At 43.6% G+C, this 14,420-nt stretch carries 12 protein-coding genes; 3 read left to right on the top strand and 9 right to left on the bottom strand.

Annotated features, from left to right (window positions below):
* Positions 1 to 62 precede the first annotated feature (62 nt).
* Positions 63 to 2,957 (bottom strand): CHAT domain-containing protein, encoded by a 2,895-nt coding sequence (locus tag ACFPIB_RS03945; protein ID WP_378016129.1) that lies wholly within the window; start codon positions 2,955 to 2,957, stop codon positions 63 to 65.
* Between the two features lie 302 nt (positions 2,958 to 3,259).
* Between ACFPIB_RS03945 and sucC the strand changes: the two genes are divergently transcribed.
* From sucC to ACFPIB_RS03930, 3 genes are all read left to right on the top strand, one after another.
* Positions 3,260 to 4,462, top strand: a complete 1,203-nt coding sequence (gene sucC, locus ACFPIB_RS03940) for an ADP-forming succinate--CoA ligase subunit beta (protein WP_378016128.1) — start codon at positions 3,260 to 3,262, stop codon at positions 4,460 to 4,462.
* An 878-nt stretch (positions 4,463 to 5,340) separates the two neighbouring features.
* A complete protein-coding gene (locus ACFPIB_RS03935) occupies positions 5,341 to 6,171 on the top strand; it encodes a carboxypeptidase-like regulatory domain-containing protein (protein ID WP_378016127.1) in 831 nt (276 codons plus the stop codon).
* A gap of 55 nt (positions 6,172 to 6,226) precedes the next feature.
* Complete coding sequence (locus ACFPIB_RS03930; RefSeq protein ID WP_378016126.1) at positions 6,227 to 6,604, top strand: VOC family protein; 378 nt, start codon at positions 6,227 to 6,229, stop codon at positions 6,602 to 6,604.
* Between the two features lie 87 nt (positions 6,605 to 6,691).
* Here ACFPIB_RS03930 and ACFPIB_RS03925 read toward each other — a convergent pair whose 3' ends face one another.
* From ACFPIB_RS03925 to ACFPIB_RS03890, 8 genes are all read right to left on the bottom strand, one after another.
* Positions 6,692 to 7,588, bottom strand: coding sequence for a DUF5777 family beta-barrel protein (locus ACFPIB_RS03925; RefSeq protein WP_378016125.1), 897 nt, complete (start codon positions 7,586 to 7,588; stop codon positions 6,692 to 6,694).
* Between the two features lie 9 nt (positions 7,589 to 7,597).
* Positions 7,598 to 8,158 carry a YceI family protein gene (locus ACFPIB_RS03920; RefSeq protein ID WP_378016124.1) on the bottom strand — a complete coding sequence of 187 codons (561 nt, stop codon included), beginning with the start codon at positions 8,156 to 8,158 and terminating at the stop codon, positions 7,598 to 7,600.
* A gap of 56 nt (positions 8,159 to 8,214) precedes the next feature.
* Entirely contained in the window at positions 8,215 to 8,628 is a 414-nt protein-coding gene (locus ACFPIB_RS03915) for an OB-fold protein (protein WP_378016123.1), read from the bottom strand.
* 14 nt (positions 8,629 to 8,642) lie between these two features.
* Positions 8,643 to 9,011, bottom strand: a complete 369-nt coding sequence (locus tag ACFPIB_RS03910; protein ID WP_378016122.1) for a c-type cytochrome — start codon at positions 9,009 to 9,011, stop codon at positions 8,643 to 8,645.
* 9 nt (positions 9,012 to 9,020) lie between these two features.
* Entirely contained in the window at positions 9,021 to 9,740 is a 720-nt protein-coding gene (locus ACFPIB_RS03905) for a hypothetical protein (protein WP_378016121.1), read from the bottom strand.
* A gap of 307 nt (positions 9,741 to 10,047) precedes the next feature.
* A complete protein-coding gene (locus tag ACFPIB_RS03900) occupies positions 10,048 to 10,812 on the bottom strand; it encodes a LytR/AlgR family response regulator transcription factor (RefSeq protein ID WP_378016120.1) in 765 nt (254 codons plus the stop codon).
* The gene (locus ACFPIB_RS03895) at positions 10,809 to 13,712 is read right to left on the bottom strand and encodes a two-component regulator propeller domain-containing protein (RefSeq protein ID WP_378016119.1); all 2,904 of its coding nucleotides are present in this window, start codon (positions 13,710 to 13,712) and stop codon (positions 10,809 to 10,811) included. The genes ACFPIB_RS03900 and ACFPIB_RS03895 overlap by 4 nt, the downstream gene beginning before the upstream one ends.
* 7 nt (positions 13,713 to 13,719) lie before the next feature.
* Positions 13,720 to 14,271 carry a YceI family protein gene (locus ACFPIB_RS03890; RefSeq protein ID WP_378016118.1) on the bottom strand — a complete coding sequence of 184 codons (552 nt, stop codon included), beginning with the start codon at positions 14,269 to 14,271 and terminating at the stop codon, positions 13,720 to 13,722.
* Positions 14,272 to 14,420 lie beyond the last annotated feature (149 nt).

Below are 14,420 nucleotides of genomic sequence, written 5' to 3'. Positions count from 1 at the left end.
ATCAAGTTCAGCGCTGCGGAAGTTTTTTTTATTCCAGACTATAGAAAACGGAAGTTAAACTGTTAAGCAAATTGCTTTTGTAACTTACCGGCACTGCGTTGTTTTTTCCAGATAAGCCAACCAGCCAGTGCAGCAAGCATCATTGCAGTTGCAAGAAACCAGGTTTGTTTCCACCACGGTTCAAGACCTACCGGCAGCGGTCCTTCGTCGCCGGTTAGTACCAGGCCGCTCCAGTAAAACGGATTTGCTTCTTCGGAATTACGGGCCTTGGAAATGAAATCAACTTTGGCTTGTTGCAGGGCTTCCTGTTTGGTTTTTCCGGCGAAAAGGTATTCGTAAAAACTGGAAAGTACCGTGCTGGTTTGGCGGTCATCCACTTTCCAGAGGGTAGAAAGTGTGCTTGGGCAACCTAAATAATAGAATCCCCAGCTTAAGCTCGTCATTGCATCGTTTCTGTTATCTATCATACCTTTTCCGGTTTCACAGGCGCTTAGCACAGCCAGATTTGGCCTGATATTCAGGTTGAGTAATTCGCTCATGTGCAGTTCTCCGTCTTCCGTCTCCCCTTTCGCCATCAAAAACTTTGAATTCAGCGGGTTAGCCATATCCGTTTCGGCGTGCGTAGCCAGGTGAATAATGCTGAAATTACTCGCATGCGATTTAAAGTATTCTTCGGTGGCTTCTTTGTCTATCAGGAACATACCTTTCACTTTTTGCTGTAGCTTCAGCAACAAGTCTATAGTATAAGGCAATTTTGCGTAGGTTCCGGCTATCATTTCACCACCCATCAGATTTATTTTTCCGGAAGCAATTTGCCCGGCCAGGCTTTTATCTGCAAAAGGTGCCATGGCCAAAATAGGTTTTTCGAACTTCTGATCCTGCGCTCGGGTCAGCTCTTTACTAAGTTTATTTAAAGTGGAAGAATGCTGATAACTGATATGATATTTATTGAGCAGGTAAGGCAATTTCCGATAATCGGACGAAGCGGTTTGGTTGGTAAGCAACGTTTCGAAAGGGATCTGCCACAAATAACCGTCGGGCATGATCATGAGTTTTTCTACTTGTTTGCCTAGCACTTTATCGGCTGGCTTTACCAGTAACTCGTGAAACTGGCTGGCTAATTTCCGGTAAACCGGCAAATCAGAATTCGTTATACTATGAACCAGCGAATCGATCTTGAGCTCATAATCCTGCGGCAAAGTCGTCCGGATAAAATCTGTACGTTTTTTTTGCACTACCAGCATGTAAACTTCACGATCGAAAGCGTAATTAACATTTAAGAAATAGCTTATTTTGGCAGTTTTATTATCTGGCAGCCTCTTTTGCACTTCTTCTATGCTTAAAGCGTTGTTTTGCTCAATTCTGGCACCATAGAACGCCGGATATTTTGTTTTAGCTTCGCTGGCCAATTGCTGCATTTCCTGGCGGGTTGATGCCAGTTGCGTTTTAGCATTTCTAAAAGGAGATTTATTCCGAAGGCTTGCGAACCGGCGGGCTATCTCCGTTTGCTCTTCTTCCCGTAAAGTTTTAGCGGTTAAGCGTTTAAGGTTCTTATCCAGGTTATCATAGTTTTGCAGAGTGTTAGCTAGCTGATAGCCAAGCGCAGCATGTAATAAATTGGCATTCTTTAATTTTTCGATATTCCTGAATGCCTGCTGTTTGTACTTTTCATTTCCGGTTTTTTCGTAAAGCATATGGGCAGACTCGATTGAAAGGCCATAGTTCCAGTTTTGGAAAAGGATGGCGGGAGCATCGTTCTCGTTTGCATAAATTGCCTTCTTTTTCCGGATAAATTCGGCCAGCTCCAGGCTTTTGAGGCCGTACTGATTAAAGGTTTCCAGATCTTTCAGATCTTTGGAAGCATAATACTGGCCAAGGAAATAATAGCTAACATGCTCCAGAATCAACCCCAAATGATTTTCAGATTGAATATTCGTTAAAGCTGGAACCTGGTAAAGATTCGTTCCTTTATAACCAGGCAAACACGCTTTTAAAGCCAGTAAAATGTTTTCCTCGCTTAGCTTTTTATTTAATATTAAACTTTCAGAATAAGTACCGGCAAGCGATACATACAGATAGGCAATTTCCGGATTATGGTACTTTTTATAAATTCCGATCCCTTTTTTTAGATAAGGAATTACTTTTGTCGTTATTAATTCTCTTCTGAGTTCAACGTCCTCAGTAATACTCGCTAACTCGCTGTAAGCAAACGCCTTATTAGTATAAACCTTAGCTAAATACTGGTTATCTTTTCCATAAAGGTTCAGCACTGCCTGCTCCGCACTATCCTGATAAGCTAAGTTAACATGGGTATTGGTGGGGTATTTCTTTCCTTTATAAACAACCTCTTTCTTAAATTTGTCTTTTTCTTCAAACTGAAAGCTTCTGAAGTGCATGCCGTAAAGACTATAAATAATTGGGGCTCCCTCCGTTCTTAATGGTTCGGCTTGTTTATTTACAATCTGCAGCGCTTTGGAAACGTACATAAATGAAGAATCTGTACGGCCGCCGGCGAAATAACATTTACTTAAATCAGCATACACCCGGGCAGCTTCCAAGCTATTCTTCCCGTGCTTTTTAATGGTTAAACGACGGGCCTGGTACCAGGCGGCAAGCGCATTTTCTACTTCGCGGTTACTAAAGTGTAATTCTCCTTTTAACCGGTAAAACTGGCTATAAGCTTCGTCGGTTGGCTTCACATGTTTCATCAAAAACCGTTCATCTTCCTGCATCTGCTGATAACAGGTAAATGTGGCTTTCATTTGCAGCAAGGAAGTGGCAAGCCCGATCCGGGCCAGCATATAATCTGAAGGAGATTTATCTTTTAGTAAGGTAGCGGCTTCAGAAAAGGCCAGGTAAGCACTGTCGGCAGCCAACCGTTGAATCAGTTTTTCGCCCTGAACCAATAGCGTTTTGCCTTTTTGTACTTCTTTGGAAGGCAAAGCTGCATTTGCCACGATTGCTGAGCTGCAAAAAACCAAAGAGAGTATCAGCCCTTTTACAAGACCGACAGAAAAATATATCTGTTTAAACATAGGGTGCTATTTACAATTATGCAAAATAAGGCTATTTTGGCAATGGTCAATGTAAAATATGGTGAACAGGCTTTAAAATTGAAGTAACGTTTTTTGAAAGATCTAAAAGGAGCTATAATTTAAACATCTTTGGACAATAACCGGCACTTTCAGATTAAAAAAGCGAAGGAATTTGAAAATAAAACCGGAAAACCTTACTTTCGTGCGACCATTAAACTGTACCCATGAACATACACGAATATCAGGGAAAAGAAATTCTGAAACGCTACGGCGTTCGCATTCAGGAAGGCATTGTGGCGGAAACGCCGGAACAGGCCGTAGAAGCTGCCAAACGCTTAACCGAAGAAACCGGTACTGGCTGGCATGTTGTAAAAGCGCAGATCCACGCTGGTGGCCGCGGTAAAGGCGGCGGGGTGAAACTGGCTAAAAACCTGGAGCAGGTAAAAGAAATTGCCGGTCAGATCATTGGTATGAACCTGGTAACGCACCAGACCGGTCCGGAAGGCAAAAATGTACATAAAGTGCTTATCGCGCAGGATGTCTATTACCCAGGCGCTTCTGAAACCAAAGAATTCTACGTTTCTATTTTATTAGATCGTGCTACCGGCCAGAACGTGATCATGTATTCTACTGAAGGTGGTATGGACATTGAAGAAGTTGCGGAGCACACGCCAGATAAGATCTTCAAAGAATATATTAGCCCGGTTGTAGGTTTACAGGGTTTCCAGGCACGTAAAGTTGCTTTTAACTTAGGCTTGGAAGGCGAGGCTTTTAAAGAAATGGTGAAATTCATCACGGCACTTTACAAAGCTTATGTAGAAACCGATTCTTCGATGTTCGAGATCAATCCGGTTCTGAAAACTTCTGACAATAAAATTTTAGCAGTAGATGCTAAAGTTGACTTAGATGATAACGCACTGTACCGCCACAAAGATCTGGCAGACCTGCGCGACATTACCGAAGAAGATCCGTTGGAAGTTGAAGCGGGCGAGCACAACCTGAACTATGTAAAACTGGACGGAAACGTTGGTTGTATGGTAAACGGCGCTGGTCTGGCGATGGCAACTATGGATATCATCAAGCTTTCTGGCGGTGAGCCTGCTAACTTCCTGGACGTAGGGGGTGGAGCAAACGCAAAGACCGTAGAAGCTGGTTTCCGCATTATTCTGAAAGATCCGAACGTGAAAGCGATCCTGATCAATATTTTTGGTGGCATTGTACGTTGCGACCGCGTTGCTAACGGTGTGGTTGAAGCTTACAAAAACATCGGCAACATCGAAGTTCCGATCATTGTTCGTCTGCAAGGTACCAACGCTGAAGAAGGCGCCCGTATCATCGACGAGTCTGGTCTGAAAGTTTACTCTGCTGTACAGCTGAAAGAAGCTGCTCAGAAAGTGAAAGAAGTAATTGAAGGCACATTAGTGTAGTTTTTACGCTGAAAAGCCTACCATTTTTAAAAGCCTTCCCAGGAAACCGGGAAGGCTTTTTGTTTTTATTTCAGCTAAAGTTTCTAACTTGTTAAGGAATGTTTAAAGCTGCTATGAATAGGAAAACGGTTTTACTTTTTGCGTTGATTTTGATACCGTTTTTCGGTTGCAGGAAAGCTGAGAAGAAATTGCCTGAGCCAACGAAGGTGCATGAGATTAACATTGGTACCGGCTTAAGTTTCCGGAATATTGATGGCAAATTAGAGTATGGTTTTAATCAATTTTGGAAATTCGATTTACTAAACGATTCTTTTTATATAAAGCGGAATTCTACTTTTATAGATTCGCCTGGATACATTAAAATTTGGGCGGGAAAATATGATTACACAAAAGACAGCTTGGCTATACGATTCATTTAGGAAGCATTATAACTCCAAAATGGGAAAGCATTTCTGAGTGATACTTCCTTATTAGGAATTATTTTAGATGGACCACAAAGACATATAATTCAATACAGACGCGATACTTTAACCAGGTATTTTATTTACCAGGTAGGACCAAGTGATTTCGGGCCATTTATTTCCAGATTAAGCACATTCGGACGAGATGAAATAAAAGATACAATTTTTCGGAAAACCGATCTTAAAGATGATAGCCTCGCTCAATTTATAGGTAAAAACGACAAATTCAACTTGTTAATTGAACCTATTCCTCCCGCAGTCAGGAAAACGATTAAATTCACCCCTCCAATAAAAAAGGACTAAATCACTTTTTACGCCGCAAACAATAGCGTTTCAAACAAACTTTTCTAACTTATACAACCAAACCAACAAAAACAGCATCTTGCTTGCAAAGTATATTCTCTAAACGCCACGTTCATGAAAAAGCTATTTGCTGTGATATTAGTTACTTTGCTGTTTACGCTTCAGTTACAGGCCCAAACTTTGCAAGGCAGGATTCTGGATGCACAAACCAAGCAACCCATTGAATTTGCCAGTATTGGTATTCTGCACCGCGATGCCGGAACCGTGGCCAATGAACAAGGCAGTTTCGTTTTGAACATTGAAAAAGCCCGCCCCGGAGATACGATAAAAGTTTCGATGCTGGGTTATGAAAGCCGTTTATTTCCGGCAAGTGATTTTGCAAATGTGCTGGCTCGGCAAAACGGCATTATTGCGCTGCAACCACAAACCCGCAATTTGCAGGAAGTTGTAATTAAGCCCCGAAAAATCAAAACCATTACAGCCGGCAATACCACCGATTCGAAGTTTATGACGGCGGGATTTACTTCTAACGATCTGGGTTCGGAAGTGGGAACGGTTTTGCGGTATAACAAGAAAAAGCCCGGCAAATTAGAAAACGTAAATTTCAATATTGCCAGCAACAGCTACCACAACGTGCTTTTCCGGGTTAACTTATATGATTATAAAAACGGTAAAATCGGCGAAAACCTGCTAAAAGAACCACTTTACACCGATTTCACCGGTGACTCCGGCACGCATACTTTAGACCTCTCCGACAAAGACATTTACATCAGTTCCGATTGCCTGCTCACGCTGGAATGGATAAAAGATTATGGCAAACGCGGTTTATTTTTCAGCGCCGGTTTCTTCAATTCCGATAGTTATGCCCGCAAAACCAGCCAGGGAGATTGGTTTGAAGTGCCGGCCGGCCTTGGTTTCTGGGCAACTATTGTGCACGAAAAATAACCACCGGCAAGAAAAAAACGCTACCTTTTCAGCCCTAAAAACTCCACCCTGACGCATGATAGAATTCATTCTTTATGTTGCTGACCAAAGCCGCAGCAAAACGTTTTACGCAAACGTACTACAACAAACACCAACTTTAGATGTGCCCGGTATGACGGAATTTGACCTGAGTGAAACCTGCAAACTCGGTTTGATGCCCGAAAACGGAATTGCAAAGATTCTGGGCGAACACCTTCCCCACCCTGCTTCCGGCAACGGCATTCCGCGTTGCGAACTTTATTTATTTAAAGAAAACGCCGCTGAAGTGTGTGAACGCGCCGTAAAAAATGGCGGCAAAATGATCAGTACTGTGCAGCCGCGAGATTGGGGACATACTGTTGGTTACGTGACAGATCCGGATGGGCATGTACTGGCTCTTGCAGAAAAATACTGAACCACAAATAAACTAAAATGCCTGACCAATTTCTTAGTCAGGCATTTTAGTTTTCACGCTCAAAAAGATAACGTTTTCTGCTTAAAATTAATCTTTGTTGTTTTGCTTAATGGTAAATACGCGGGAAATATTAAAGCCGAAACGAATGTCTCCATCGAACCAGTTTCCATCGGTTTCGGTAATGAAGCCTTTTTCTACCATGGCCGTTGAGTTAGTAAAATGCAGCTGGAAAACATGGCCGCCGGTTTCAATATCAAAACCAATGGCTAAGGAATTGCGCATATTTTCAGCTATCTGATCAGGCAACACATAATAATATTCGGCGTTTATGGCCAGGCGGCGCGTTAATTTCTGCCGGCCGGCTACTCCAAACGCAATTACGTCGTGCTTTTCGGCATTGGTGGCAATTAAGTTACGGTGTACCACAGTTGGCATAAACTGTAACGTAAAGCCTTCGGAAAATTTCCGGCCAAAAATAAGCTGATGCGTGTAAGCCAACCGCGAACTGAAATAATTGTTGCGTTCCGGGTTTTGCCATTTCAAAGAATTCAGCGCAATGCTCGAAAACCAGATAACCGAAACCGGCATGTTGCGGGCGCCGCTGCTTTGCCGCAACAGTTTCATTTTCATGAAGCCATCATAGGTTTTCTGCACCGAACTCCGGCCTACCCCTATCATTAAATGCTTCGAAATACCGTAATCCAGGCCAATGCGAATAGTAGCCGCATCTAAACCAAAAAGTTCGTAAGCGCCGCCGTTCAGTGGCCCGAAACGATGCGAAATTTTCATATCGAGTACGCCGGGTGCCGTATTTTCCAACGACTGGCTGTTAATTACGCGGGTGGTTTTAAAGCTGGCTTTGGCAAATTCGGTGGTCGGTTTTTCGTCTTCTATTAAAGAAAGCAGATCATCCTGCGCAAAAACGGTAGGCGAAACGGCAAAAAAAGTAAGGGCAAGCAAAAAATATTTCCGGAAGATCTTCATGAGGGGCGGTTAGCTTTTCAAGGCCTGATAATCCATATTTACGGTTACTTTAATTTCCTTCGCAATTTTCTCGCGCACCAGTTTCGGGATCTCGATCTTATAATCATCGGGCGCCACATTAAAAACCGAATGGGCTTTTACTTTGCCGTTTTCTACGGTAATAGTACCCGGTGCTTCCACCTCTTTGGTTACGCCATGAATGGTCATTTTGCCTTTCACGTTTACTTTATACGTACCGTTTTTACTGAAATCTACCGCACTTATATTGGTAATATTGCCGGCAAAAGTAGCTTTTGGATATTTGCCAGATTCCACGTAATTCTCATTGAAATGCTCTTCCATCAAAGCTTTTTCGAACTTGAAAGCTTTCATCAGAATGGCAAATTCCATTTTACCGGTTTTGGCATCTATCACGCTGGTAGCATTGTTATTATTGGCTTCAATGTTTTCCATGGGTGTGCTGGAAAAGAAAGTAACCTGACCGTTTTTGGTAAAATATTTATCCTGCGCAAAAGCACCCGATACGGCTAAAATGCCGCTAAAAAGTAAGGTTAAAACACACTTTTTCATAAAAAATTAAATTTAAAAAGGCGAATAAAAAACGGTATCATTTTAAGCTGAAAAACTCATGGCACCACCACGCATTTCACCAACACCACATCCATCAGAAAACCGGTGCACTGCCCTTTCACAGTCATTTCACGGCCGGTTTTCAAATTCAGACCTTCCGGAATATTGCTACCTGGTATTTCGCAGGTAACGCCGCCCATCGGGTTACCTGCATCAAGCGTTAGATTGAGGGAGCCATCGTTGCCGCGGCTTACGTTCTGTAAAACGCCTTTCACCTGAATTACCTTATCCAGGTATTGCTGATTGGCGTGCGCTTCATTTTCAGCAAACTGCCGGTAAAGTTCCGGAGCCGGCAAACTCAGATCGGCGGTTTCATTGGTCAGGTTGCGGGTTGGTTTGTTGTATAAGTAGTATGAAACCAACACTGCCAGCAGCAAAACGAAAGCGATCAGGTAATTTCTCTTGTTCATGTTTCTTCTTCAAACTATTGCGGATGGCCGCTGTCTATCCACTTTTTTATTGCTATTATATCGCAGTCGGGCAGTTTATTTCCGTCTTGCGGCATGGGTTTACTGGAAGTATGCGATATCGCACCGTACAAATTCCGGCTTATCGTAGCGTCTTTTACTCCCTGGTAAGAATCCAGACTTACATTGCCGCTAGCGCCGCTACCACTGTGGCAGGTAACGCAATTATTTTTTACGATCGGCTCAATGCGTGCCTGGTAACCAATATTCAGCGTATCGCAGGTTTGGTTCGGATCTTTGGGGTACAGCTCGCTTTCCACATCGTAATAGCAGCCCGAAAAAAAGAACGTCCCACTTACCAAAAAACCAAAAATATATTTCTTCATGAAGTTCATTTAATTATTAAGCGCACCAAAGTTCACCCATTTTTTTATCTGGGAAACCTGACAATCGGTTAATTTCCCGCCCTGAGGCATCGGTACAAAACCTGCCGCATGCGAAACCGCACCAACCAGTCTGCCATTATTTACTGCTACCACCAAACCGGCATGCGTACTGAAATTATAACCGCCGGAAGCTAAACTATTATTATGGCAACCAGAGCAATTGTTCTGTACCAAAGGTTTTATAACCGCCGAATACGTTACCGAAGCTGTATCGCAGGTACTGGTGCCGCAAATTTCATTTCTAGCGCCCTGGTTAATCCAGGTCTGAATGATCTGGATCTGGGCCTCAGTAAGCGAATTTCTTCCGTATGGCATGCGTTTATCTTTGTCGTCTTCTACCAGCACTTCAAAAAGATCGCTGCCACCGGCATTTCCGGGTCTTACATCAGCCGTGGCCATCACGTTTGCATAATTATCCAGCACCACACCATCTTCGCGGTCAGTTGCATTATGGCAGCCGCTCATGGTGCAGTTCGAAAGCAGGATCGGCAATACATCGCGCTGAAAGTAAACGGTGTTCGGGTCGCATGGCTGGCCGGTATCTACTGGGTTATTATTACTTGGATTTTCAGGCGCCGGCTGCACCGGAATTTCGTGTTTGCAGGCCATAAAAAACCCAAGCCCAAACAACATTATAAAACCGGTATATTGCTGAAAAATCTCTTTCATCGGGAGTTTCCGGGTTGCGTGTTGGCGAGTTCTAATTTACTTAATTTTTACCGAAAGAAAGTTTCCCAGATCCGGCGACTGATCATTCGGACAGCCGCCGGATTCTGAGATCCATCATCATCATTCAGAAACCATTCATGGTGATTTCTACGACAAATAAGCATGCTTTATTAAAGCAACAGAAACAAATATTGCCGAACGGGAAAAAGTGAATGCTGAACCAGTTTTCTGTAACCTGAATTGGAAAGGGATTTGGTAGTTTGAAGATTTGGAAACGTAATAATTACCTTTCAATTTTCTAAATCTCTTATTTGCCGGTAAGCCAGTTTTTGAATGTTGCAGACCGCTCTGTACTTACAATTGTTTCAATTTCCGATGGCGGATTCAGCTCAATTTTCACGCGCGATTTGGAGTAACTTAGCATGTTGCCGATGGCTTTTACATTGATGATAAACTGGCGGTTGATGCGAAAAAAAACGGTTGGATCGAGTTCTTTTTCCTGCTCGTCAAGCGTGGAATCTACCGGCAGTTTTTTTCCTTCGAAAGTGCACAGAAAGGTAACTTTCTCCTGCGTGAAAAAATAAGCCACATCAGCCACTTCCACGGTTTTTATGTGCGGACCGTAGCGAATAACCAGGCGTTTCTGAAAATGCTGCTGCGCGGGTTTTAAAGCCTGCAAAAGTTGCTGATAATCGATCACCGGATTTGTGTTTTGCGAACGTAACCTTTTCCATTTTTCCAGGCTTTTTTCAAGCTCGGCCTGTTTTACCGGTTTCAGCAGATAGTCGATGCTGTTCACTTTAAAAGCATCCAGCGCATATTGGTCGAAGGCCGTGGTAAAAATAACCGGCGCGGTAACTTCCACTTCCTTAAAAATTTCGAAACTCGATCCGTCAGCCAAATGAATATCCGAAAAAATGAGGTCCGGCGCCGGATTCTGTCGCAGCCACTCCACCGAACTTTCAATACTATCGGCCACGCCGGCAATGTACAAGCCGGGCTCGAGCTGGCGTAAAAGTTTTTCCATGCGGGCAGCCGCAACTTCTTCATCTTCTATCAGAAATACTTTCATAGTTCAGAAATTAAGGGAATTTTTACCTCAAAAACCATAGCGTTCTCTATAACCTGCACCGGTTTTCGGGTTAATATAGTATAGCGTTTAACAATATTGGCTAACCCGATACCAGTAGAACTTTCGGGCATTTTTTTCTTCTGAAGATTATTGCGCACCACCAGATAAGCCCCCGCTTCGGTGAAAATCTGAACCAATAAAGGCTTGCTGCGAGAAACCACGTTGTGCTTGATCGCATTTTCTACGAGCAGCTGCAAAGTAAGCGGCGCAACCAGCAATTCCAGTTCATTTTCAGGCACCAGAACTTCTAAAGCCAGATTAGAACCGTATCGTTTTTGCTGCAAAAAGTAATAGCGCTGCACCAGTTCCAGTTCTTCGCCCAACGTGATCGTATCTTTTTCGCGGTAAACCAGAATGTTCCGGAAGAAATCGGAAAGCTTTTCTACGTACGCAACCGCCGCTTCCTGATCATCTTCAATAATGCCGATGAGCGTATTAAAACTGTTGAAAAGAAAGTGTGGATTTACCTGGTTCTTAAGCGTTTCGAACTGGAACATTACTTTATCTTTTTCCAGGCGTTCGGCTTTTTTCAGGCGTTTTTCACGGCTTTTAATAAACCCGAAAAGCAAACTTCCAGCGGCCACAAAACTTAACAGGTAAAACCAGGTTGTATTCCAGAAAGGTTGCTGCACCAGAAAATGATAGGTTTCTATTGGCGCGTTTTGAAAGTTACCATTAGCCGAAGCGCTGACTTTGAAAGTGTATTCTCCGGGCGGAAGTTTTGGATACGTAATGCTGCGGTTGTTCGAAAATATCCACTCGCGGTCATAACCTTCCAGCTTTAGCCGGTAACTTACTTCCTCCGGTTGCTGAAACCAAAGCCCTGCATAATTGAAGGAAATGTGGTTTTCGTCGTGCTTAAATGCATGGTTAGGTTCCGTAGAAATGGGTTTCAGGAAAAGCTGCAGACTGGTAATGTTGGTTTTGGGTTGAGCGGCCACCTGCATAGAAACCGGTTGGTAAGCAACCAGCACTTTTTGCGCCCCAAACCATACCGTTCCGTCGCTTGCTTTTGCCATGGCGTTCAGGTCCTGACCCATATTTTGCAAGCCGTTTTCCGAGCCTAAGTTGCGCATTTTCCCGGTTTTCGGATCTAAGATATCAAGACCTTTCTGGTGCAGAATAAGCAGGTTGCCAAATTTATCGGTTTGCAAAGCGTTAATATTCAGGTCACGCAAACCTTGCTTGCTGCTGAAATTTACAAACTGCTTCCCGTCGAATTTAAAAAGTCCGTTTTTAGGCGTGCTAACCCATAAATTTCCATCCTGGGTTTCGACCATAGAATAAACGGTGCGGGAAGTTAAGCCTTCTTTTCCGGAATAATTGGTGAATCGGCCGTGCTCTAATTTGGTTAAACCTTTGCCATCGGTTGCAAACCAGACGCGCTTTTTACGGTCTATAAAAACCTGGTAAATATAATTGAAACCAATGCCGTCGCGCTGGTTAAAATTCTGAAATTGTAGCGAAGTTTCGTCGTTGGTATTAAGTTTGCACCACGATGCTCCACCCAACGTAGCCAGCCAGATCTCGTTTCCGGAACCGTCGATGGAAAGTACGTTATCGTTTACCAGACCGTTCTTTTCCGTGTATTGGGTTTCTCTTCCGCTAGCCGGATCAATTCTGAAAACGCCGCCGCCAAAGGTTCCCACCCACATAAAGCCCTGCGTATCTTCGTATAAACTTATCACCTTAAATTTCTGAAAAGGCAGGGCTGCAAAAGCGGGTTTTATGCTGAAACCATCGTTTTGTTTTTGTGCGCAGAAAAGGCCATCGTCGGTGCTGAACCAGATATTACCGTGCGTATCGGGCAAAACCGCCAGCACACCCGTTGCCGATTGCTTTTCCGGGAATTTCAGAAAACGAAGGGCTGGCTTTGCTAAACGGATTTCGGAAGTATTGCCGGCTACCCAAACCAAACCCTCAGCATCGTAAAGCAAGTCAGAAATTTTAAAGCCGGACGGTTTATTATCTTCAACCGCTACCAATTTTTCCGGCTCCGCCAGATCGAATTCGAAAAGGCCGTGGTTATACGTTGCGATCAAAGCGGCGCTGGCGGTTGTGGGCAATATGGCCGAAATCACGCTGTAAGGCCAGTTTTCGGCTATTTCCAGCTTCGTAATTTTCCGGGTTTCGGCATTTATCTGGCAGAAACCGCCGGAATATGTTCCCGCCCAGATCGTTTCCTTTCCCGGACAAATAGCCAGCGACGTTACAATATTATCGGGCAGGCCCTGCGCGGTTCCGATCCTGGAAACCTGCTTTTTATGAGCACTGAAATTACAGATGGCAATACCACGGTCGGTTCCGGCCCAGATATTCCCGCTTCTATCGGCCGTGAGCGCGTACACGTAATCGTCGGGCAAGCCGGTTTTGGTATTGAATTGATAGAGTAAATTCTGTTTCCAGCAATACAAACCATCGCCGTACGTTGCCAGCCAGATACTGCCTTGTGTATCTTCTTGAATGGCTAAAATGGCAGATTGCGGTGCATTCCTTTGTGGTTTAAAGGGTGTTAATTTCTGATTGCTAAGGCGGTAAATTTCTCCGTTTTCACAGCCAATCCAAAGGCGTTTATGTTTATCCTGAAAAAGGGAAGAAACGGGCGGAATTGGTTTAGCTGCATTTTCTAAAAAAACAGGTTTGGTTTCAAAGCCATCGTACTGAAAAAGGCCTTGCGCGGTGCCCAGCCAAATAAAACCGGCAGCATCCTGGTAAAGCTTTTTAATTTTCAGCGGTTCGTTATTGTGCTCAAAAGTGCGCGCGTTAAAATGCAGATTCTGGCCCGAAACCAAAAATGGCAGGAACAAAGTCAGGAACAAGAACAGGCGAAAAACCGGCATCGGGAATTTAAGATTGCGGTTGCAGAACGGCGTTTAGATCTACCTGAATTTCTTCGGCAATTTTCTGGTACACAATTTTGGGAATGGTAATGTTGTGATCGGCCAGCGGCACTGTGAAACTGGAAGAAACCGAAATTACGCCTTTTTTGATCTGCAACGTTGCTTTAATAATGCGTTCCTGTTCTACGCCGTGCACCAGTAATTTTCCTTTCGCGCGAACGGTGTGCGTGCCATCAACAGTAAAATCTATGGTTTCAATAATTTTTCCGGAAAAAGATGAATTCGGAAATTTATTGCTTTCCATGTAATTCTCGTTAAAATGTTCGCGCTGCAAGGCACTGTTAAACCCTTCGAAAGAATTGTTGGCCACCGAAAAAGCAAAAGTTTGCTCGGCCGGATTGATCACGCCTTTCATTTTAGCAGAACGTGCTTCGATGAGTTCCAGCGGTGCTTCCGATTTAAACTGAATGTTTCCGGTTTTGGTAATAAATAACGTTTGTTGCGGCGCCGGCAGCAGAACTTGCAAAAGAAAAGCACAAATTACAACTATAATCTGCATGTGTATCGCTATTAGAATCAGCGTCTGAACTTACCATATTTGCCTGCGCTGTTTGTAAAGATAACAAAAAACAATAATCTTCAAATTAAGGTTTACCATTTTTTCTAAAGCACTTTTGCGCCCGAAAACCCTACCGTTTTTAAATTAAA

This window comes from Adhaeribacter terreus (genome assembly GCF_042657365.1).
GTDB lineage: Bacteria > Bacteroidota > Bacteroidia > Cytophagales > Hymenobacteraceae > Adhaeribacter_A > Adhaeribacter_A terreus.
This window is presented reverse-complemented; position numbering and strand designations above follow the sequence as displayed.